This is a genomic window from Pedobacter sp. HDW13 (assembly GCF_011303555.1).
Classification (GTDB): Bacteria; Bacteroidota; Bacteroidia; order Sphingobacteriales; family Sphingobacteriaceae; genus Pedobacter.
Map to the genome: position 1 here is coordinate 1552347 of NZ_CP049868.1, position 22303 is coordinate 1574649.

A 22303-nucleotide genomic window follows, 5' to 3' on the forward strand; every position below is an offset into this window, starting at 1 on the left:
ATATTATTTTTTGGTTACTTTAAATTCTGTTCTTCTGTTTTTGGCCCTGCCTTCAGGATTATCCTTTTTCTTGCGTTTAACCACAATCTCGTTTGGAGCTATCGGCATCGACTCGCCATAACCTTTAGAAGTCATCCTCGAAGCAGCAATACCTTTACTCTCCAGATAATCAACACATGATTTAGCTCTTCTGTTTGATAGATCGAGATTATATTCGTCGGTTCCAATATTATCAGTATGAGAACCTAATTCAATTTCCATTTCCGGGTTATCTTCCATAATCGGGATTAAGAAATCCAATACCTTTTTAGAAGGCTCGGTTAACTCAGCGCTGTTAAATTCGTAATACACATTATCCAAAGCCATCGGGATACCCAGTTTAAAAGGACTAAGGCAATAATCTTTATAAATCAAGGTATCTGCTTTGGCAAGTTCTTCGTATGGGTAATTGCGGGTAATGGCAAAATAGTTGTCTTTAGCAAAAAGCAATTTAATTGGTCTTTTCGAATCTACTTTAAACCTGTAAACACCATCTGCGCCGGTAGTAAACTTTTGCGGTCCCTCTGCATTGGTGAGGGTTACAGCAGCATCGGCTAAAGGTGCTTTGGTTTTACAATCGGTTAAAATACCTGAAATAGAGAGGTACTCTTTTTTCACCTCAAAAAGTTCTAAACAGCATGATGATTCGCGATCAGAACTGATATAACCTCTTGTTCCTCTGTCATCAGTTGCAGTAAAATAAAGATCATCTTTTGATGAGTTGAAAGGATAGCCCAGGTTTTTTGGAGTAGACCAGGTAACCAGATCGCCTTCCGACTCGAAAAAGTCAAGACCTCCGAAACCGGTTCTGCCATCTGTACTGAACAATAATTTTTTGGTTAAAGTATTATAGTAAGGCGCACGCTCATCATCTTCAGTATTAATGTTCGGACCAAAGTTTACGGCCTGACCTAAAGATCCGTCTTCGCGGATAGCGCAGTACCATAAATCGAATTTCCCGTAACCACCGCTCCTATCTGATGAGAAAAGCAGGAATTTACCGTCGCTGGTTACAAAAGGTTGCGAAGAATTAAAATCTTTACTGTTTACCTGCAAACCAACTGGTTGTGGGTCTGACCACTTATCGCCTGTTTTCTTAGCACTGTAAATACCATATTTTTCTTTGTCCTTCCAGGCTGTAAAATAAGCCACACTGCCATTGGGCGAAAAAGCCGGTGCAGCTATTTCAATATTCTTTGGGAAATTGATATCTACCATTTTAACAGCAATATCGCTGGCACTTAATTCACCTTTAGCGGTATAAATGTTATTGATGAAAGGGTTGCTTTTAGTGGAAACCTGCACATCGCCTGCATCGGTTTTAACCAAATCGCGTTTCCCGGCTACTGCAACAGGGCGTGAAGAAGTAAAATAAAATTCGTTATTCAGTTTAACCGGGGCATAGTTAGAGCCTAAACCGTTTACGTTAGCAGGAAGTTTTTTTACCTGCACCATGCGTGGAAAACGCATTTCCTCGATGGCGAATTTACAGGATTCGATTTCTTTTTGTGCCTCTTTAGCCAGCGGATCATTTCCGTTTCTTTGGATATATTGCTGAAAAGCGTCGATAGCCAGATTGAACTTTTTATTTGCGCGTAAGCTTTCTGCATAATAAAAAAGAGCTTTACGGTAGCGGGTATTGCTAAAAGTTATGGCAACTGCATAGTATTTTTCGGCTTCGTTAAATTCACGGTATAAACGGCTCGATTCTGCCAGGTTATAAACCGATCCTTCATAATCTTCTATCGCTTTATTATCAGAAGCTGTTTTTCTTTCTTTACCATAGGGTAAAATAGCATAAGTGCTATCTCCGGTAATTTTTAATGCTCGTTTATAAAAAGTAGATGCCGCATAGTAATCCTTATTTTCAAAATAAGTATCGGCAACCTTTTTATAATTTACTACAAACTGTGCGTTTGCATAACTGCCAAATGCCACTAGCAAAAAGAGTAATATTTTTTTCATCTTTCTAAATTTGGTTTCAATGGTGATGAAGCTATCATGATTCGAAAACCATGATGTTTTTTTCATCTGAAATAATTATAAACGTGGGCAAAAGAAGTTTGGACCAATGATTCCGTTGCGGCCGATTAAAGAAATAGACAATTCTAAACCACCATTGCTATTTGATGCACGGTTAAAGCTCGAGGTATTTACATCATAGCTCAATCCGAAAACCATGTTTTTTAGCTGTAAGCCAACAAAAGCAATTGCAGCATCTTTAGCCCTGTAATTACCCCCAAACAAAATATTTGCTGATGGGTTAACGTTTAGCTGTGCATAGGCACCTAGCGAAACCTCGTTTGTATTTCCCTGGTACATAACCAAAGCATTCGGTACAATATCTAACAATTGCGATGCACGGATTCTTGCACCACCATGAGCGGTAACGCGAACCGGCATTCTTGAATTACTGCCCGAAAAGCGATCCATTGGGCGCGTTAAGTGTGCAGCACTTGCCCCCAGGAAAACGTTTACACTTTTATTGGGGTTACCATCGAAAAACATTACACCAGCATTAACATCAGGCACCAATGAAGATTGTGATGATAAAGTTTCACCGCTCATCATGCCACCGTCGTAGCCCGAAATCGGGTTAAATTGGTTACCAAACCTGGCTTGCGAGAAGTCGAAACTGCGGTTGATAATCCCGGCTTGTAAACCAAAACTGATCATCTGCAAGCCTTCTGCGCCAAAGCGTAAGCGGTACGATCCTGAAACAAGGGCGGTTAGGTAGTTAAAATCCAGCTCCCCTGCTCTTTGATTTAATACTGTAGCGCCAAATGCGAAGTTCTTTTTAGGCGCCATATCGAATGAGGCACCACCAGTTAAGAAAGAGCTGTTTAGCGCACTCCATTGCTGTTTAAAGTTTACCGAACCACGGTAATCGCCATCAATTACCCCCGTTAAAGCTGGGTTCAGCCATAACGGGTAAGCATAATATTGAGAAAAATGTGGGTCGGTTTGCGCAAAGGATTTTGCTGTACACAGCAGTAATCCGAACATGGCAACATATATTTTTAAAGCCGATAGTATTTTCATGGTCTATGATTTTATCTGTTTATTATTAATCCTCTTCTTATCTAATCAGCGTTACTGTTCCTTTTTTCAGGGTACTTGTTCCATCGGCAAAGGTTACTTCAACCATGTAAACGTACACACCTGTTGGCTGGTTAACACCTTTAAAGGTTCCGTCCCATCCGTTAGCAACGTTATCTGATTGGAATATCAATTGACCCCATTGGGTGTAAATGCTCATTTTAGCACTTGCAATGGTATTGCCATAGATTAAGAATACATCGTTTTTACCATCGTTATTTGGTGTAAATGCATTCGGTATATACACCTGGTTTCCAAAAGGATTAGATGCTTTGCCCGTAACCGGAGTAGAGTTTGCACTGGTTTGGCAATCTAACTGGCCTTTTGCCCTTACAATAATGGTAACACTTTGATCAGGTTTTAAGCCTAGCGCGGTGTAACTTGTTCCAGTCGATCCGCTTGTTGGACTAATCCACGATAAGCCATTGTCTAATGAAACCTCATAACCTGTGGCATTGGCAACCGCAGCCCAGCCAAATGTTACACTGTTAGGTGTTGTGCTTTGTACCACTACCACAGGCTTATCAAGTACTGGAAGTACATTTACGGTAACCGCTGTTCTGGTTGGACTTGCACAACCACCTACTGCAATACTTTCTACATAGTAAATAGTAGTAGCGTTTAATGCAGGGGTGGTAAACGTAATACCTTCTGCTAACATTGCACCTCCAGAGCTTGAAGCATACCATCTGTAAACTAAGCCTGTTACCGGATTATTTACGGTTAGTATGGTTGAGCTACCTGCGCAAAGTGTACCGTTTGCTGCTGTTACCGATGCAGGCGCAACCGGTACTGGCAAGGCGGTAACATTTACCTGAGTTCTTGAGGTTGATGTACATGAGCCGTTAGCACCTTCAACATAATAAGTTGCATTGGCATTTACCGTCGGAGTAGTAAAATTAACTCCTGTTCCAACTGGCGACCCGCCAATTGCAGCAGTGTACCAGTTGTAAGTAACTCCCGTTTGCGGGTTGGTAACGGTTAATACTGCAGGGCTTCCGGTACAAACACTTACCGATGATGAAGCTACTGTTGGTACAGTTGGTTTTGCATTAACGGTAACCGTTACTTTAACCCTGCCACCATTGTTGGTACAGCCGCCGGTGCCGGTTGCAATTACGTAGTAATCGGTTGTGGCAGTAAGTGCAGTTGTATTAAACGTAGTACCTGCGAATAACAGGTTGCCATTGGTTGCAGCATCGTACCATTGGTAAGTTACTCCTGGCTGAATGTTGGTAATGGTTAATGTTGCAGCATCGCCCGCACAAATACCACCTACCGGAGCAGATACTGTTGGTGTAGAAGGCGTTGCGTTAACCACTACATTTACCGATCTGGCTGTTGCAGCCGTATTTTCACATTTGTTATCACCTTTAACCGTTACATAATAAGTAGTATTGGTGCTTAATGCAGGCGATACAAATACTGGTCCGGTAAACACTACGGTAGTTAAGGCCGCATCGCTATACCAGGTAAATATTGGGTTGGTAACCGTTGTGCTGGTAGCCGCTAACGTAGCTGCTGTGTTTGCACAAACCGAAGTAGAACCATTTACCGTAATATCGGCTGCTACTGCAATTGGGTTAACAGTAACCGTTATTGCCTTAGCATTAGCTACACTGTTTTCACATTTGTTGGCACCTTTAACCGTTACGTAATAGGTAGTTGTAGTGGTTAAGTTTAGCGTGGTGAATATCGGGCCGGTAAATGCAACGCTGGTTAGTGAGGCATCGTTGTACCAGGTAAATACAGGACTGGTAACTGTAGTAGAACTGGCGTTGATCACTACCGAACCAGAACCACATACTTTAGCTGGCGTTGATAAGGTAATATCGGCAGCAGTTGCAACCGCATTTACATTTACAGTAACCACCTTAGCATTGGCGGCAGAACTTTCGCATCTGTTATCTCCTTTTACAGTAAGGTAATATTTAGTTGTTGCCGTTAATACTAGTGTATTAAAGGTAGCGCCTGTAAACACTGGTGTTGTTAAGGCAGCATCGCTGTACCAGGTAAATATTGGGTTAGTAACCGTTGTACTACTGGCCACCAAACTAGCTGATGAACCTGAACAGATTGTAGCATCGGCTGCCGTTACATCAGTTGCTGATGCTACGGAGTTAACAACAATGTTTACAGATTTAGCAGTAGCCGCACTGTTTTCGCATTTATTATCGCCTTTTACTGTAACGTAATAGGTTTTGTTTGCTGTTAATGTTGGCGTTGTAAATACCGCACCTACAAAAGCAACATTAGTTAAAGCAGCATCGCTATACCAGGTAAATACCGGATTGGTAACTGTTGTACTGCTGGCTGTTAATACTGCTGCAGATCCGCCACAAATATTGGTCGATCCATTTACAAGAATATCACTTGCAACAGCTATTGGGTTAACCTTGATAGTTACTTTTGCAGCATTAGCAGCTGTGTTTTCGCATTTATTAGCTCCTTTAACTGTTACGTAATACGTAGTAGTAGTTGTTAATGCAGGTGTTGTAAATATTGGACCTACAAATGCAACGCTGGTTAGTGAAGCATCATTGTACCAGGTAAATACAGGACTAGTAACCGTAGTAGAGCTTGCGTTGATTACTGCAGTACCCGATCCACATATCAATGTAGGTGTTGATAAGGTAACATCTGCAGCAACAGCACTTTGATTAACCGTAACCGTTACTACTTTAGCAGTAATTTTTGAGTTTTCACATTTGTTATCACCTCTAACTGTAACATAGTAAGTAGTAGTTGCAGTTAATGTTGGTGTAACAAACGATGTACCTACATAGGCTACGGATGTTAAATTGGCATCGGTATACCAGGTAAAGGTTGGGTTGGTAACTGTGGTGGTGCTGGCTACCAATGTAGTACCAGATCCTGAACAGATGGTGGTGTTAGCAGCAGTAATGTCGGCTGCTGTTGCCACTGGATTTACCGTAATGGTAATTACCCTTGCTGTACCAGGTGCATTTTCACATTTATTATCGCCTTTAACCGTTACATAATAAGTAGTTGTGCTGGTTAAAGCTGGTGTAGTATAGTTTGCACCAATGAAACTTACATTGGTTAAAGCGGCATCGCTGTACCAGGTAAACACCGGATTAGTTACTGTTGGAGATGTTGCACTCAACACAGCTGATGATCCGGCACAGGCCACTGTGCTTCCGTTAAGGATAATGTCGGTTGAGGTTGCCAAAGGATTAACAGTAACCGTTACCACTTTCGCATCTGCAGCACCGTTTTCGCATTTGTTTGCACCTTTAACCGTTACATAATAATTGGTAGTAGCAGTTAAGCCGTTTACCGTAAAGGTTGGTCCGGTGAACACTACACTTGTTAGTGAGGCATCGCTGTACCAAGTAAATACCGGTTGCGTAACTGTTGTGCTCGAAGCCATCAACATTACGGTAGTACCCGAACAGATACGGGCATTGCTTACGGCAATATCGGCAGCGGTAGCAAACTCTTTAACCGTTACGGTAACCACTTTTGCGTTAGCCGGTAAATTCTCGCATTTATTATCTCCCCTTACAGTTACATAGTAAGTAGTGGTTGCGTTTAGTGCAGGCGTAGTAAAGCTTGTACCTACATAAGCTACTGTAGTTAAAGTTGCATCACTGTACCAGGTAAATACCGGATTAATTACGGTTGTTGTTGAAGCAGATAATGCCGCGGTAGATCCTTTACAAATTGAAGTTATTCCGCTGATGGCAATATCTGAATCTGTAGCTTTTGGATTAACTGTTATGGTAATCGATTTTGCTGTAGCAGCTGTATTCTCGCACTTATTATCGCCTTTTACAGTTACATAATAAGTGGTGGTAGCATTAAGTGCAGGCGTAACAAAGCTTGCTCCTGTGTTTACAACCGTAGTTAAAGCTGCATCGCTATACCAGGTAAAGATTGGGTTGGTAACCGTAGTGCTGGTAGCAGTTAAGGTTACTGTTGAACCACCGCAAATGGTGCTTATTCCGGTTAAATTAATATCAGTCGGACCAGCAACCGGGTTAACGGTAACCGTAACCTCTTTTGCATTACCTGGGGTATTTGCACATTTATTTGTACCGCTAACGGTAACATAGTATTTAGTAGTAACTGTAATGGCTGTTGTATTGAATACCGCACCCACATTAACAACCTGTGTTAAAGCAGCATCGCTGTACCAGGTAAACACCGGACTGGTTACTGTAGTGCTGGCTGCAGTTAGTACTGCTGTACCCGAAGCACATAATGATGTTGTTCCGGTCACAGTTAAATCGGCAGCAGTTGCTGATGGATTAACGGTTATAGAAACTTTTGTACGGGTTGGGTTTGTACAACCTGCTCCACTTACCGATTCTACATAATAATCATGCAGACCAACTGCAAGAGATGCTGGGGTAGTAAAGCTGCTGTTGTTGGTAACCAACATGTTTCCGCCAACCGCTGCATCGTACCAGTTATAGGTGATACCTGCAACGGCCTGAACGCTTAATGTTGCAGGTGTACCGATACAAGTCGTAGCCGGGTTGGTAGTCGAAGCAATTGGAGGTGCTGCCGGAGGCAATATGGTTACTACCACTTTGGTGCCTACCGTTTCGCAACCATTAGCCGTTGCTGTTACCGAATAAGTATAAGTACCGGCAGTTAAAGTTGGGTCGGTGGTGAAAGTTGTACCATCTTTTCCGGCCTGATATGTAGTGCCTAAGTACCATTTATATACTACACCAGCCTGTGGATTTTGTACGCCTAATGTAGCCGACGAACCCTGACAAGCACTTGCAGTTGCTGATGTTACTGTAGGTGTCGTAATTACACGTTGCGCATAATCTAAATTAACTGAAGTTAATGCGCCTAGCAATCCAGAGCTTAATCTTAATTCTACACCATCGAATTTACTGGTTGGAACAAAGCTTAAGATTGCAGAAGTTCCGCCTGATAACAGTTTTAAGCTGATTAATGGATTAGATACAGAAACAGCATCGTTATTGCTGGTGGTTCCCTGGAAAGTAGTTACCGTTAAGTTTGGCAATACCGCCACCGAAAGCAATGCTCCAGGCGTAGTAATTTTCACTTTTAAGGTATCACCTACGTTCGATAATCCCGTAAAACCAACCTGGTGGTAAACCGAAGCGCCCAATAAACCTACCGGGATAACCAGACTTGATCCGGTATTTACATCATTATCAACTGCATAAGTTGGGTTGAAAACGCCAGCTAAAACAGCTACACCTGTTACACCACTGGCCACTGTTGTTGTAGCAGCGCCACAAGGTGTAGTAACCGGCGTACCATTAGGAATAACAGTAACCGTAACAGTAGCCCTGCTGGTAGCTGTACAACCACCGGCCACGGTAGCTTCTACATAGTAAGTTGTAGTAGCAGTTAATTGCGGTGTAACAAAAGTTTCACCGGTGTATACTGGCACCAAACCATTTGGCGTGGTATACCAGTTAATGGTTGCTCCTGCAGTACTCGAAGTTGCTTTTAACACTGCAACCGAACCTTCGCTGATGGTTACGGAAGGTGGCGTAATTACCGGAATATCTATAGTACCCAATACAATTTTACCTTCCGTTCTGGTTGATGAAGTACCACAGCTATTTACCGCTGCTACAAAATAGCTGGTATTTGCTGTAATTAATGGTGTAGTAAAGTTGTCACCAGTAAATAATACGGTGTTCGACACTGCACTATCGTACCAGTTGTAAGTTGTACCCACAACCGGATTTTTAACCTGGAAGGTAACCGATGTATTCGGACAAGTATTTACCAGTGCCGAAAGTAAATCAGGTGTTACCGGAGCAGGGTTAGTAGTTACGTTAACTACTGTTTTGTAGCTTACACAGCCAGTTGCAGAAACTGCTGCAACATAGAATTTAGTGTCGCCGGTTAAAACTGGCGTGGTAAATATAATACCATCTTTACCGGTTAAATAAGTGCCGGTAGCATCGTACCATCTGTAGGTTAATCCTGCTGATGGGTTGCTTACCTGCAATTGGGTTGTTGAGCCCACGCAAGCGATAACATTGGCTGCCGTTACTGTTGGAGCAACCAATATACGTTGTGCGTAGTTTAAGTTTATTGAAGTTAATGCACCTAATAAGCCAGAGTTTAACCTAACTTCTACACCATCAAACACGGTTGTTGGTACAAAAGTGATTAAAGCCTGTGTATTGCCGCTTAACAATTGAATATTAATTAAGTTATCATTCAACAGTTTCGAATCACCATTGCTGTTGGTTCCAACATAGGTTGTGATTGATGCGTTGCCTAATAACGAAAGTGATAATAGTTTTCCTGGCGATGATACCAATACACGTACGGTATCGCCAACTTTAGATAATGATCCAAAACCTACTCTTTGATAAACAGATGCACCCAATGCTCCCACCGGCATTACCAGTGATGAAGCTGTTTGTGTATCGTTATCAATAGCCAATGCCGGATTAAATACACCCGATAATAAGGCTACACCTGTAACACCGCTAACCTGCGTGGTTGCAGCCTCGCAAGGAACCGGGTTTGGAGATCCGCTGCCATCTACCGTAATGGTAACCTGTACACGCGTAGCTGATGCACAACCGTTGGTAGAAACCGATTCTACATAATAAGTTGTGGTAGCCATTAATGGTGGCGTTACATAAGTAGCACCTACATATACCGGTGTAGTTGCAGCAGCAGAAGTATACCAGTTAAAGGTATTGGTTGCATCAGCCGATGTTGCTGTTAAAATTGCTGTCTGTCCAGCGCTTACTGTTGATGAGCTAGCGGTTACTACTGGTAATCCCGGACGAGGGTTTACTGATACCGCAGCCACAGCACGTGCAGCACTGGTACAGTTACCTTGCGATGCTTCTACATAATAAGTTGTAGCAGCAGCTAAGACCGGAGTTTGAAACACAGCTCCGGTAAATACCAGATTACCCGCCACTGCAGCATCATACCATTTGTAAGTTACCGCAGCATCTGGATTGGCAACAGATAATGTAGCTGATGAGCCTTCACAAACATTGACAATAGTAGCCAATACCGGTGTTGGAAGTGCTGGAGTTACCGTTACAGTTACCGGAACACGTGTTGGGTTTGGACAAGAACCTTTACTTACCTGAATATAATAAGTAGTAGTAGCTGTTAAAGCTGGTGTGGTGTATGTTTCGCCAGTGGTAAGTTGTGTGCCGCCAGTTGGAGCATCGAACCAGGCCAATGTAGTACCTCCATTTGCTGTTGCCGCTAATGAAGCTGTACTACCTGCACAGATGGTTTGTGCGCCGGCAGTTATAGTTGGGCTTGGATAAACTACAGTTGCACCGTATATGTCTAAGCTGGTTACAGCCGAAACTAATCCGCCGAAGCTAACCTGTACCCTATCATAAACGCCACCTGCAGCTAATGTTGCCGTAAAACGGTTACCCGAAAGTAATTGAAGATTTAATAATGATGAATTTAACTGAACCGTTCTAACCACTGTAGAGCCATTCAGGATATTTACCGTAACGTTGCCCAGGGCGGTTAAATCTAACAAGCCACCTGGCAAGGCTAAATCTAAACGTAAGCTATCGGTAGCCACGCCAGCCGATGGGAATATCAATTGCTGATAACCCGAAGCGCCTACACCTACCGCCAGCGATATTCTGGTAAAGTTGGTTGCATCGGCATCAGTAGAGTTTCCTGCACCGGTAATACCACACAATAAACAAATTCCGTTTATACCCGAATTTTGTGCGTTGGCAGCATTACAAGCTGTTCCACCACCACCGTTTAAAACAGTAACAGTTACTGCTACACGACTTGCGCTTTTACAGCCATTGCTGCTGGTAGTTTCTACATAATAAGTGGTATTGGCAGTTAAAGCCGGTGTGGTAAACGAAGTACCTGATCCAACTTGGGTACCTCCTGTTGCAGCATCGTACCATTGAATGGTGTTACCCGCATCAGCAGTAGCCAATAAAGTAGTAGACTGACCGCTGTTAATTACCTGACTGTTGGTTGTAACCGTTGCTAAAGTTGCAGCCGGGTTAACCGAAACATTTACGGCTGTTCTCGAACTTACTGCAGTTCCGGATACCGCCTCTACATAAAATACGGTGGCTGAAGTTATTGCTGGTGTTACAAAAGTACCGTTGTTGTTCGTGGCCAGTGGCGTGCTTCCGGTTGATGCATACCAGTTATAAGTTACACCTGCTTGCAAATTGCTAACACTTAAGGTAGCAGGGCTGCCGGCACAAACCGTAGCTGCTGCCACTACTGGTGCATTAACGGTAACAGTTAAGCTATATGCTGTTGTTGCTTTGTTTCCGTTCGCATCGGTAGCAGTTAAAGAAATGGTATAGTTTCCGCCTACAGTTGGTATACCTGTAATTTCTCTTGTTGCGGTATTAAAGCTTAATCCCGGAGGAAGGCCTGTTGCTAAATAAGTATATGGTGCGGTACCACCTGTTACCGCTGGTAAAGTTTGGGTTGGATAAGCAGTACCTACTACACCGTTTGGCAAGGTTGCACCTGGTAACGATAGTACACCAATTACTTTTAGTGCATAAGTGTTACTTGCGGTTCTGCCTTCGCTATCAGTAGCAGTTACGCCAATAGAATAATTTCCGGCTTGTGTAGGAGTGCCCGAAATGGTTCTTGTTGCAGGATCAAAAGTTAATCCGGCAGGGAGGTTAGTACCTACATAAGTATATGGACCAACGCCACCTGTTGCTGCTGGCAAAGTTTGTGTGGCATATACTGTTCCCTCTGTTCCATCAGGCAAGGTTGCTGCTGGTAACAATAAAGGATTAACTACAGTAATGGTATAGTTGGTTGTCGCTGTTTTTCCGTCAGCATCGGTAACCGTTACCGGTACAGTGAACGTTCCGGCAGCTGTTGGTGTACCAGTAATTTCTCTGGTTGCAGGGTTAAAGGTTAATCCGGCAGGAAGGCCAGTAGCTGCATAAGTATAAGGTGTTGATCCACCTATTGCCGACGGAATAGTTTGTGTTGGATAAACTGTTCCGGTAGTTCCGTTAGCCAAAGTTGCTGCAGGTAATACCAGCGGATCGGTTACTTTAAGGGTGTAACTGGAAGTAATGGTATTACCATTTGCATCAGTTACGGTAACCGGTATAGTAAAGGTTCCGGTTTGTGTCGGAGTACCTGTAATTTCTCTTGTTGCAGGGTTAAAGGTTAATCCCGGAGGCACACCTGTTGCTGCATAAGTATATGGACCCGTACCACCAGTTGCAGCCGGAATTCCGTTTGTAGTATAGGCTGTACCTGTTACGCCATTAGGCAATGCACCAGGTGCCAAAGCCAGGGCCGGTGTTACAGTTAAGGCGAAAGTAGCCGTTGCTGTACAGTTTTTGCTATCGGTAACCACCACATCAAAAGTTGGGTTGCCCGTTGCAGTTGGTGTTCCGCTTACTAAACCACTTGGCGATAAAGTTAAACCAGCTGGCAAGGTACTGCCTGCCGCTAAAGCATAAGTATAACCTGCGGTACCACCTGTGGCTACCGGAAGCTGTTTGCTATATGCCGAAGCAATTGTTGCATTGGTTAAAGTTGCGCCTGCAAATACAATTGCCGGGTTAACAGTTACCGTTACAGGAACTCTTGTTGTATTTGAACAGCTTCCTTTGCTAACTTGTACATAATAAGTAGTGGTTGCAGTTAAAGCCGGAGTAGTAAAGTTTGCTCCGGTACCTACCTGAGTGCCACCTGTAGGCGCATCGAACCAGGCTAAAGTAGTACCACCGTTTGCTGTTGCACTTAATGCTGCAGTACTACCCGAGCAAATGGTTTGTGCACCAGAAATAAAGGTTGGATTTGGATAAACTACGGTTGCACCATAAATATCTAAGCTGCTTAATGCCGAAACTACAGCCCCGAAGCTTACCTGTACCCTATCATACACACCACCAGCTGCAACAGTTGCTGCAAAACGGTTAGCCGATAAAAGTTGAAGGTTTAATAATGAAGCACTGATTTGTGTTGTTTTTACAACCGTTGTCCCATTAAATACGGTAACGGTGATATTGCTTAGCAAACCTACATCAGCCAGGCCGCTCGGTAAAGCCAAATCTAAGCGAATGCTATCAGTAGCTATACCTGCCGCAGGGAAAATTAACTGTTGGTAACCTGTTGCACCTACACCTACCGCTAAGTTGATCCGCGTAAAGTTGCTTGCATCAGCATCAGTAGAATTTCCGGCACCGGTAATTCCGCACAATAAACAAATTCCGGTAATTCCAGAGTTTTGCGAGTTTGCTGCGTTACAAGCTGTTGCACCACCACCGTTAATTACGGTTACAGTTACCGCTACGCGACTTGCGCTTTTACAACCGCTTGCGCTGGTTGTTTCAACATAATAAGTTTTAGTTGCTGTTAAAGCCGGAGTGGTAAACGAATTTCCTGTTCCAACCTGTGTTCCAGCTGTTGGTGCATCAAACCAGGCAATGGTATTGCCTGCATCGGCAGTTGCATTTAATGTTGTGGTTTGACCAGAATTAATATTCTGGTTATTGGTGGTTACCGTTGCCAAAGTAGCTGGCGGGTTAACCGAAACTGAAACAGATGTTCTTGAGCTTACCGCTGTTCCCGAAACCGCTTCTACATAGAACACAGTTGCTGAGCTCACTGCCGGTGTAACAAAAGTACCGTTGTTGTTGGTTGCTAATGGTGTACTACCTGTTGAGGCATACCAGTTATAAGTTACACCTGGCTGCAAATTGCTTACCGTTAAGGTAGCTGTACTGCCCGAACATACTGTAGCAGATGCAACTACCGGATCATTTACAGTTACTGTGATCGTATATGATGTTGTTGCTTTATTATTATTTACATCAGTTGCAGTTAAAGCAACATTATAAGTACCACCTTGTGTTGGCGTACCGGTAATTTCTCTTGTGGTTGGGTTAAACGATAATCCAGGAGGCAGATTAGTTGCTGCATAAGTATAAGGCGAAGTTCCACCTGTTACCGCCGGTAAAGTTTGTGGTAAATAAGATGTTCCAACAATACCATTCGGTAAAGTTTTGGTTGGCAGACTTAATGTTCCGTTTACTTTAATTGGATATGTGTTACTTGCCGTTTTACCCTGGCTATCCGTAACGGTAACACTAATGGCATAATTACCCGCCTGTGTTGGTGTACCTGTAATTTCTCTGGTAGCTGGGTTGAAAGCCAATCCAGCAGGTAAATCGGTAGCCACATAAGTGTACGGACCAACACCACCTGTTGCGGCTGGTAAAGTTTGGATAGCATAAACTACTCCCTCTGTTCCATCAGGCAAAGTAGCTGCAGGCAACAATAAAGGATTGTTTACCTTAATGCTATAATTGGTTGTTACCGTTTTGCCATCAGCATCGGTTACGGTAACCGGTACAGTATAAGTACCCGCTGTTGTTGGTGTACCCGTAATTGCCCTGGTTGATGGGTTAAAGGTTAAGCCCGGAGGAAGACCTGTTGCCGAATAGGTATAAGGCGTGGTGCCTCCTGTTGCAGCCGGTATAACCTGCGTAGTATAAGCCGTTCCTGTTGTTCCATCAGCTAATGTTGCTGCAGGTAACAATAAAGGATCTGTAATTTTTACGGTATAGCTAGAAGTAAGCGTATTGCCATTGGCATCAACAACCGTAACCGGGATAGTATAAATTCCAGGTTGGGTTGGTGTTCCGCTAATTTCTCTGGTGGCAGGATTAAAGGTTAATCCCGGAGGAACGCCTGTTGCCGAATAAGTATAAGGCCCGGTTCCACCTGTTGCAGCCGGAATGGTTTGAGTTGGATATACTGTTCCTGTTATACCGTTAGGCAAAGCACCTGGCGTAAGTACCAAAGTTGCTGTCACAGTTAAAGTATAGTTCGCGGTAGCTGTACAGTTTTTGGTATCTTTAGCTACAACAGAAAAAGTGTAGATATTGGCTACACTTGGCGTTCCGGTAATGGCACCTGTTGAGGATAAAGTTAAACCGGCTGGCAATGTACTGCCGGCAGCTAAGGCATAAGTATAGCCTGGTGTACCACCTGTTGCAACATCTAATTGTTTAGCGTAAGCAAAACCTGCCGTAGCATTGGTTAAGGTCGATCCGTTAAAAATAATTTGTGGATTCACCGTAATTACTACAGGTACCCTTGCCGATTCGGCGGTACAACCTAATCGCCTTGCTGCAACATAATAAGTTTTATTGGCGGTTAATGCCGGTGTAGTAAAAGTACCGTTATAGGCAACCGTTTGTAGCGCAGTTCCACCCTCTACTACGTCGTACCAAATTAATTCGTTGGTACTAGGCGTAGTAGCCTGTAAAGCTACAGTAGTATTGTAACATGCGGCTATGGCGTTACTTGCCGGGGCAGTAAAGGTTGGCCTGCCTGCAGAACGCGTTACGCCATACACATTAACGGTTTGTGTAAGGTTCAAAGTAACTAACGATCCCAGTGTAACTTTTACACGATCGAAAGCTACACCTGGCGAAAATGGTACTGAGACCGCTTGTCCGCTATTGAGCAGGCCAAGCAGATCTAAATTTATGGTTGAAGCTACATTACCGGTATAAACCGCAGTACCGCCATTATAAGCGGTTACCGTAATATTTTGCAGCACTCCTGCTGTTAATAAAGCTGCTGTAGAATTAAATCTTAGCGAAAAATCATCACCCGCGTTCGATGGGGAGTCAAAATAAAAATTTTGGCTAATGGATGAGCCCACGCCAAGTACACCTAAACTAAGCTGAGAAAAGTTATTGGGATCCGAATCAATTGCCCTTTCGCTATTGGTAACGCCTGAGCTACCGAGTTGAAGCGCATCGAGGGTTATTCCTGTTCCTTCATAACCCGTGGCAAATGCCTGGGCGCAAGGATCGATTCCGGAAGTATAAAATGCATAATATACTTTAGTACTGTTCGATGTTCCCAATAATAAAGCATTGGTTACATCTTTTATATATACTCTGTCATAAGCCTGAGTTGGCGTTATGGCAACATAAAAGAAGCCATTTGCATCTTTTACCAACCGTAGATTTTCTGATGAGAAAGCTGCCGTACTGCTTCCGCTTAAAATAGAGGTACTTCCATTTCTGGCCCCAATCTCAAAAGAGTGGTTCCCCAGTACAACTGTTCCGCCTACATTGGCTAGTAAACCACCTAAACTACCGCCTAACAACCTATTCAGGATATCTCCATCAAAATCTATTCTGATATAAGAGGTGATACCCGCTGAAACCGCAGCCGGATATTTTAGCTCCAGCTCGCCGTTATAGCTACCTAAACCAAGCAACGCTCCACCATACGAATTAACCGTTGCGAAGTTGTTGTTATTTAAAGTTGCATTTGTTGCATTATCTACATGGCTCTGTGCAGATACAGTATTTGCAAAAACTTTTGTTTGCGCATACGATTTGGAATAGAAGAGCGTTAATAAAATGATGATTGCAACACAGGTATTGCGGACTATCCCTATTCGGGACGAAAAAGTATGAGTTTTCATCATGTCAGGCGTTGTTTAGAAGACTTACTATGGGTAAATGCTGCCGTTAGGTAAATGTTTTTATAGGTGCATTATATAATCATGACAAATCTAAATCTAGAATAGGTTGGTATTTCATCCATTGCTATTCATTTTCCAAAAACCTTATCCATTCATTTTATTCATAGCTCGCATTCTTAATGAATAGATTTCCTCAATTGTGAAATTATGATGACATTAGCGCTAGTCATCCCCATACGTTAATTCATGAATGCTAACGATCTCCTTATTGAACTTAGGAAGTTTGTCCTTATAAAATCAGGTTTGAGAAATATCGACCCTGCACATTGTAAGATCATTTCTGAGTATGTATTTCAAGAAACTAAAAATTATGTAAGCGAAACCACGATTAAGCGTTTCTTTGGCTTCGCCAACACATTGCATAAATTTTCACTATTTACCTTAAATAGCTTATCGCAATATATAGGCTACAACGATTGGGATTCGTTTTGTAAAGACAAGGAAAGCCAGACCACTTCTGTTCAAAGTATTTGGCAGGATTTAAAATTAAAAACACATGCCATTACCGAAGTATCGTTAATCGCCAATAAAAATAACTCAGGCGTTCCTTTTAATGCCACTGCCAACAGGAGCTTTTTCTACCCTGATTTCGATTACTTTTTAAAAAACAATTACCAGTTTACAACTGTAAGCGCACAGCCGGGCCAGGGCAAATCGATACTGCTAACCCACATGATTGAGTATTTTTTCCTTTCCGAAAATGCCCTCTATAAAAATGATATCGTTTTAATGGTTAATTCGACCAGCATTAACACCATAATACAAGCCGGAACTACTTTACAGGAATGGTTTTTAAAAGAATTTAAATTTCACAGTCTTAGCGAGCTAATCGGTTTTTTTAAAAAGAACCCCGATAAACGTGAAGGGCGTTTTGTTATTATTGTTGATGGCATTGACGAACATCTAACCAAAAGCAATTATTTTAAAACCTTTATCGACTTCCTATATAGCATTGAAGAAAACAACTTTGTTAAACTTGTTTTCGCCCTGCGAACGAATAGCTGGATTAATCTCCAGCCCGCCATTTATGGGTCGGCATCGTTAACTAAATTGTGGTACACGGGTCTTTTTTACGATGACGATACCTTAAGCAACGTCCCCTCTCTCAATACCGAAGAAGTCCTCTACACCCTCAGCAATATCGAAAATAAAGTAATCCATAAAGCTGATGTAAGCCCTCCCCTCTTAACCCAGTTTAAAACCCCTTTCTGGTTACAGGTTTATTTTAAGCTTAAAGATGAAAACCACCATCTCGAACTGAATAATCCCCTGTTATGTTATGAACTGATTAACTATTTTCTCGAAAGACGGGTATTTCTCGCAAAAAAAAGTACCGAAAAAATATTCCTGCTGAAGAAAATAAGCGACTCCATTTCTGAGGGCAGCAAAAAACTAAGGGTATCGAAAGAAAAAATACTGAGTTACATTAACTGTTACCCCGATGCGTATGAAGAACTTTTACATGCAGGAATTATAATAGAGGAAAAAAGACTAAGTACTGCCATTCCGACAGAAATTGTGCGTTTTCTGAATGATGATATTTATACTTATTTCCTGTTTATTCAGATAACCGATAAGTTTGCTTACAAGCCCGATAAATCATTTTTTGAATACATTTTAAATAATTTTACTGTACAGAGCAGCCTCAGGTGTCACATTTTAAACTGGTCTATTCGCTTTTGCGTTAACAGAAACGAAATCGCAGCCCTTAAAAACATTTTCAAACTTCCCTTTAGCAATAGCGAAAAAAACAACGCTTTCGATTTTATCTGCTACGTTTCTAAATTTGAATTGGGCAAAGCCAATTCGAACTTTAACAAGCTAAGTATTGGGATGGATTTTATCGATATCATGGCTACCGGAAGGACCATGAGTAGCTTGTACAAGGAAACGGTGAAAACAATTTCTGAAAATGTGCTCAACGAGGATATCCAGATTATGCTGCATGTGATAGAGTGTAACGTTAACCTTATCGATGTAGATAAAAATGCCCTGGCCAATACCATGCAATCGCTAAAAAGAAATTACAAGCGGTTAAATGAACTTTTTCCCATCAACCCTTACGATTTAATCCTCTATTTCTACAATAGCCTGGCTAATAAGCCTGGCGACAGCAAAACCCTGGAAGAAAAAATTATCAGGCTTTGCCAGGATATAGACCGCAGTACGCCCCGTAAAAACGAGGAAATGACTTCTGCAGAAATATTGTGTTACCGGATGGTCTTAATTTCGCTGTTCTCACAAAAGAGCTATGCCGAGTGCCATCGCTTTATAATGGCCATACTAAGCAAGTATCCTAATCTTTTTTATGTACGCCACTCCGTATTTTCGCCATTTTTACTCATTCACCTCGGGCAAACTTACATTAAGCTCAATTACTTTAAAAAAGCACAGCGCATTATCCAGTTTGTAGATAAGATTATAAGCAGCGATTATACCTACTACACCAATTTTATATTGGCAGGCTTTAGCGTTTTTAAAGCTAATTTTTATAGTGCCACGCATAACTATGAGCAGGCATTGATTGAAGCCAACATTGGACTGGAGTTTACCAGCAAAAATGATTTTAAAATGTTTGAGATTTCACTCCTGCTGAATAAAATAGATACTTTAAAACATACCGAAGACTCTGAAGAAGTATCGAATACGATTAAGGAACTGCTTAATTTTTTAACAGTACACAAATTATCTATGCCCGATTATGCCAACCTGAGCGGCAGTGAATTTGAGCATACCTTTAAGATTTTGAAATCGTACCGCCGCCATCAAAATCTATAAAAAAAGTCCTGCTTAAAGCAAGACTTTTCGTAAAACCAATATTTTATACTACTTAATCAAATTGTAAAGCTCATCCAACTTTGGTGAAAGTACAATCTCGATTCTTCTATTTTTACTTCTTCCATCCGCATTTGCGTTTGTACCCAATGGCTGAAATTCGCCTTTACCGGTAGCAGTCATCCTTACACTTTCTACTTTTTCATTTTCGGTTAGGTAACGCACAACTGAGGTGGCTCTTAAAACACTTAAATCCCAGTTATCTTTTATCTGACCCAGGTTGTTTATTTTCTGGTTATCCGTGTGGCCTTCTACGGCTATATTAATTTCGGGCTGTTGTTTTAATACATTGGCCAGTTGGGTAAGTGCTTGTTTACCTTTTTCATCAATAATAATACTTCCCGATGGGAACAATAGTTTATCTGTTAACGATACGTATACCTTTCCGTTTTTAATTTCTACGGTTAATCCGCTTTTGGTAAAGCCCAATAAAGCTTGTTGTAGTTTTTCTTTAAGCGCATTGGTGGCTTCATCACGCTTGCGCAATACTTCCTCTACTTCCTTTAAGCGTTTTTCACGTGCAGCCAAATCGCCTGAGAGTTTGGTAATTTCTGAAGATGAATTGCTTTTAAGTTTTTTATAATTCGCATCAACCATATTGTAACTGTTCTGCAAATCACGAAGCTCTTCAGCCATCAGGGTAGTATCCTTTTTTAGTTTGCTTACTTCTTTTTCGAGGTTTTCAATTTTAATTAAACCTTCGTTAAAGGCAGTATACAGCGAATCTTTTGTACCCAATAAAGCTTTGTACTTTTTTGGTGAGAGCACCACGCAGGAAGTAAGCGAAGAAATAACGAGGAGAAAGGCAAATGCAAGAAAGGTATTTTTCATATTTTTTTCAAGAGTTAAGAACCAGGTATCAAGATGCTAAAATCTTAATACTGATCATTGTTTTAAGGTTATTGAAAATTTATAACTGTTAATTGATTACTGCTCAATGGCGTTCCGTAAAAATGCAACTAAAGGTTGTACCGTTTTAAAAGAACTTATCAACTTATTAACGAGGTTAGGTTTAAAAAATTCTTCATCTTCGATTTTCATTGTAGCCTCGAAGCTTTTTAATTTCAGAAATTCGATGTTCGGATCAGCCGGATCATATCCCTTAGGCGCATTTTTCAATGCATTATCAACCCCCAGCTTAAAGCTTTTCTTAAATTCCTTTTCGTTTATAATTGCCTTAAAGTCTTCGGCATTGTAATCAATCTCCTGCCTGATCAGTTTTAGGTGCGGTACATCGGGCATCCAGTAACCTCCGGCTATAAAGCTTTTTCCGGGTTGAATGTGCAGGTAATAGCCGGGCTCGTTTCCACCTTTTTTGGTGGAGAACCACATACCATAATTATTTTTATATGGATCTTTATTTTTGCTGAAACGTACATCGCGGTAAATACGCAACAGGCATTTCTTAGGGTCGGCCTCTGCCGAAAGTATGGGGTCAACTTTTGCAAGTTCGGGAATAATGGCACTTACAAGTTTTAAAACATCATGTTTAGCTTCTTCGTATAACTCTTTATTAACAGCAAACCATTCGCGGTTATTATTTTCCGCAACATCTTTTATAAAACTGAAGGTCTCTTTTTTAAGCATATATCTTGAGGTTAACTGGTTAATTGTTTTAATCGGTTAATCGTAAGCCCACACAAGAGTCTAAAAACTAATCGGTTAATATTTTAATTGTTTATTAGATAACCTAACAATTAACCAGTTTATACAATTTAAACGATTAACCAGAGTTACTTATCGTAATACGGCTTATACTTAATATTTGGCGATAAAACGTGAAGTAAAATGATCCTCGAATATCGGTAATTAAAAGGATACAGGATAAAACAGCCCGTAAAAATTACGATGAGGTAATGCCAGAAAGTACTATCGGTAAGCGGTCCGAAAATTAAATAGGTAACAAAGCTGGCCACTAGCATTTCTATCACATTCATGGCATAGCTTACGTACATAGCGGCATAAAAATAACCGGGTTCTATTTCTATACGCTGTGCACAGTGCCCGCAAATTTCTTTAGTATGCTGTATATTCCAGCCATACATGCTACCGGTAAAAATATCTCCCCTACGGCAATGTGGGCACTTGCAGTGTACAATGGCATAAAGTTTTGAGGTAGTGCCAGACATACTTTTAATTTAAATTAAAAGGTTCCCTTTTCATATTGAGGTGGATATTTTTTTTACGATACTTTTTATACCATATTACCCCAACAATTACCGCCATTAAGTATGGAATAGATAACAGATATAAAACCCCCGTATTTAAACCTGCCGTTTGTGTATTGCCGTTTTTAACGCCCTGCTCAGCATTAATGGTACACATAGAACATTGTGCATTAGCTTTAGGGCTTACCGCAAAAGTTAATACCAGTATAAACAGGATAAAAATTACTTTCTTTTTCATGCGCTACAAATATAAGCATAAACGTGTGGAGGGGTTTAAAAATTATGTCATAAAAGGCGCTGTTTAAAAAAGATTGCCAAAATAATTCCTAATCAAAAACTGGAAATTCCTAGATGAAAACTATCCGTTTTCATATTCAAAACACCAGATTTCAATCACTTTTAACCGGTTACAACATTAAATAATGTGCGATTCTTTTCGATCCTATTCTGACTATTATCATACCTAATCTTCAATATACCAAACCTATAGTCTGATATATTAATCAGTACAAAAAGTGCTCAATCCTTACCTCTTGCTACTCGCTCCATCTCGTTTGTACTATTCAATGCATCCTGCCTAAGATTCTTGTTTGCTCCCACCCATGTGCAATTAGAGGCATTAAGAAACTTTGTCCTTTCTAGATATTGGATCTTTGTGGTAGGA

8 protein-coding genes are annotated in these 22303 nt (G+C 41.5%); 1 reads left to right on the forward strand and 7 read right to left on the reverse strand.

The window, feature by feature from the left end; genetic code table 11:
* Window positions 1-3: 3 nt before the first annotated feature.
* The 3 genes from G7074_RS06450 to G7074_RS06460 all read right to left on the reverse strand — a co-directional run bounded on the left by G7074_RS06450 (window position 4) and on the right by G7074_RS06460 (window position 16579).
* A complete protein-coding gene (locus tag G7074_RS06450; protein WP_124560504.1) occupies window positions 4-2004 on the reverse strand; it encodes an OmpA family protein in 2001 nt (666 codons plus the stop codon).
* Between the two features lie 75 nt (window positions 2005-2079).
* Entirely contained in the window at window positions 2080-3081 is a 1002-nt protein-coding gene (locus G7074_RS06455; protein ID WP_124560505.1) for a PorP/SprF family type IX secretion system membrane protein, read from the reverse strand.
* A gap of 37 nt (window positions 3082-3118) precedes the next feature.
* Window positions 3119-16579, reverse strand: a complete 13461-nt coding sequence (locus G7074_RS06460; RefSeq protein ID WP_166207508.1) for a putative Ig domain-containing protein — start codon at window positions 16577-16579, stop codon at window positions 3119-3121.
* A gap of 300 nt (window positions 16580-16879) precedes the next feature.
* On the opposite strand from G7074_RS06460, the gene G7074_RS06465 reads away from it, so the two are divergent.
* Complete coding sequence (locus tag G7074_RS06465) at window positions 16880-19414, forward strand: hypothetical protein (RefSeq protein WP_148090179.1); 2535 nt, start codon at window positions 16880-16882, stop codon at window positions 19412-19414.
* 48 nt (window positions 19415-19462) lie between these two features.
* Here the strand turns inward: G7074_RS06465 and G7074_RS06470 are convergent, their stop codons facing one another.
* The 4 genes from G7074_RS06470 to G7074_RS06485 form a co-directional block, all read right to left on the reverse strand.
* On the reverse strand, window positions 19463-20302 hold the full coding sequence (locus tag G7074_RS06470; RefSeq protein WP_124560508.1) for an OmpA family protein: 840 nt from the start codon (window positions 20300-20302) through the stop codon (window positions 19463-19465).
* A 96-nt stretch (window positions 20303-20398) separates the two neighbouring features.
* Entirely contained in the window at window positions 20399-21058 is a 660-nt protein-coding gene (locus G7074_RS06475) for a DUF2461 domain-containing protein (protein WP_166207511.1), read from the reverse strand.
* Window positions 21059-21204: 146 nt separating this feature from the next.
* The gene (locus G7074_RS06480; RefSeq protein ID WP_124560510.1) at window positions 21205-21600 is read right to left on the reverse strand and encodes a DUF983 domain-containing protein; all 396 of its coding nucleotides are present in this window, start codon (window positions 21598-21600) and stop codon (window positions 21205-21207) included.
* Window positions 21601-21604: 4 nt separating this feature from the next.
* Window positions 21605-21877, reverse strand: coding sequence for a hypothetical protein (locus G7074_RS06485; protein WP_124560511.1), 273 nt, complete (start codon window positions 21875-21877; stop codon window positions 21605-21607).
* Window positions 21878-22303: the final 426 nt, after the last annotated feature.

Coding starts and splice junctions, on each gene's coding strand:
- G7074_RS06450 (WP_124560504.1), bottom strand. CDS start 2,004: ATGAAAAAAATATTACTCTTTTTGCTAGTGGCATTTGGCAGTTATGCA.
- G7074_RS06455 (WP_124560505.1), bottom strand. CDS start 3,081: ATGAAAATACTATCGGCTTTAAAAATATATGTTGCCATGTTCGGATTA.
- G7074_RS06460 (WP_166207508.1), bottom strand. CDS start 16,579: ATGATGAAAACTCATACTTTTTCGTCCCGAATAGGGATAGTCCGCAAT.
- G7074_RS06470 (WP_124560508.1), bottom strand. CDS start 20,302: ATGAAAAATACCTTTCTTGCATTTGCCTTTCTCCTCGTTATTTCTTCG.
- G7074_RS06475 (WP_166207511.1), bottom strand. CDS start 21,058: ATGCTTAAAAAAGAGACCTTCAGTTTTATAAAAGATGTTGCGGAAAAT.
- G7074_RS06480 (WP_124560510.1), bottom strand. CDS start 21,600: ATGTCTGGCACTACCTCAAAACTTTATGCCATTGTACACTGCAAGTGC.
- G7074_RS06485 (WP_124560511.1), bottom strand. CDS start 21,877: ATGAAAAAGAAAGTAATTTTTATCCTGTTTATACTGGTATTAACTTTT.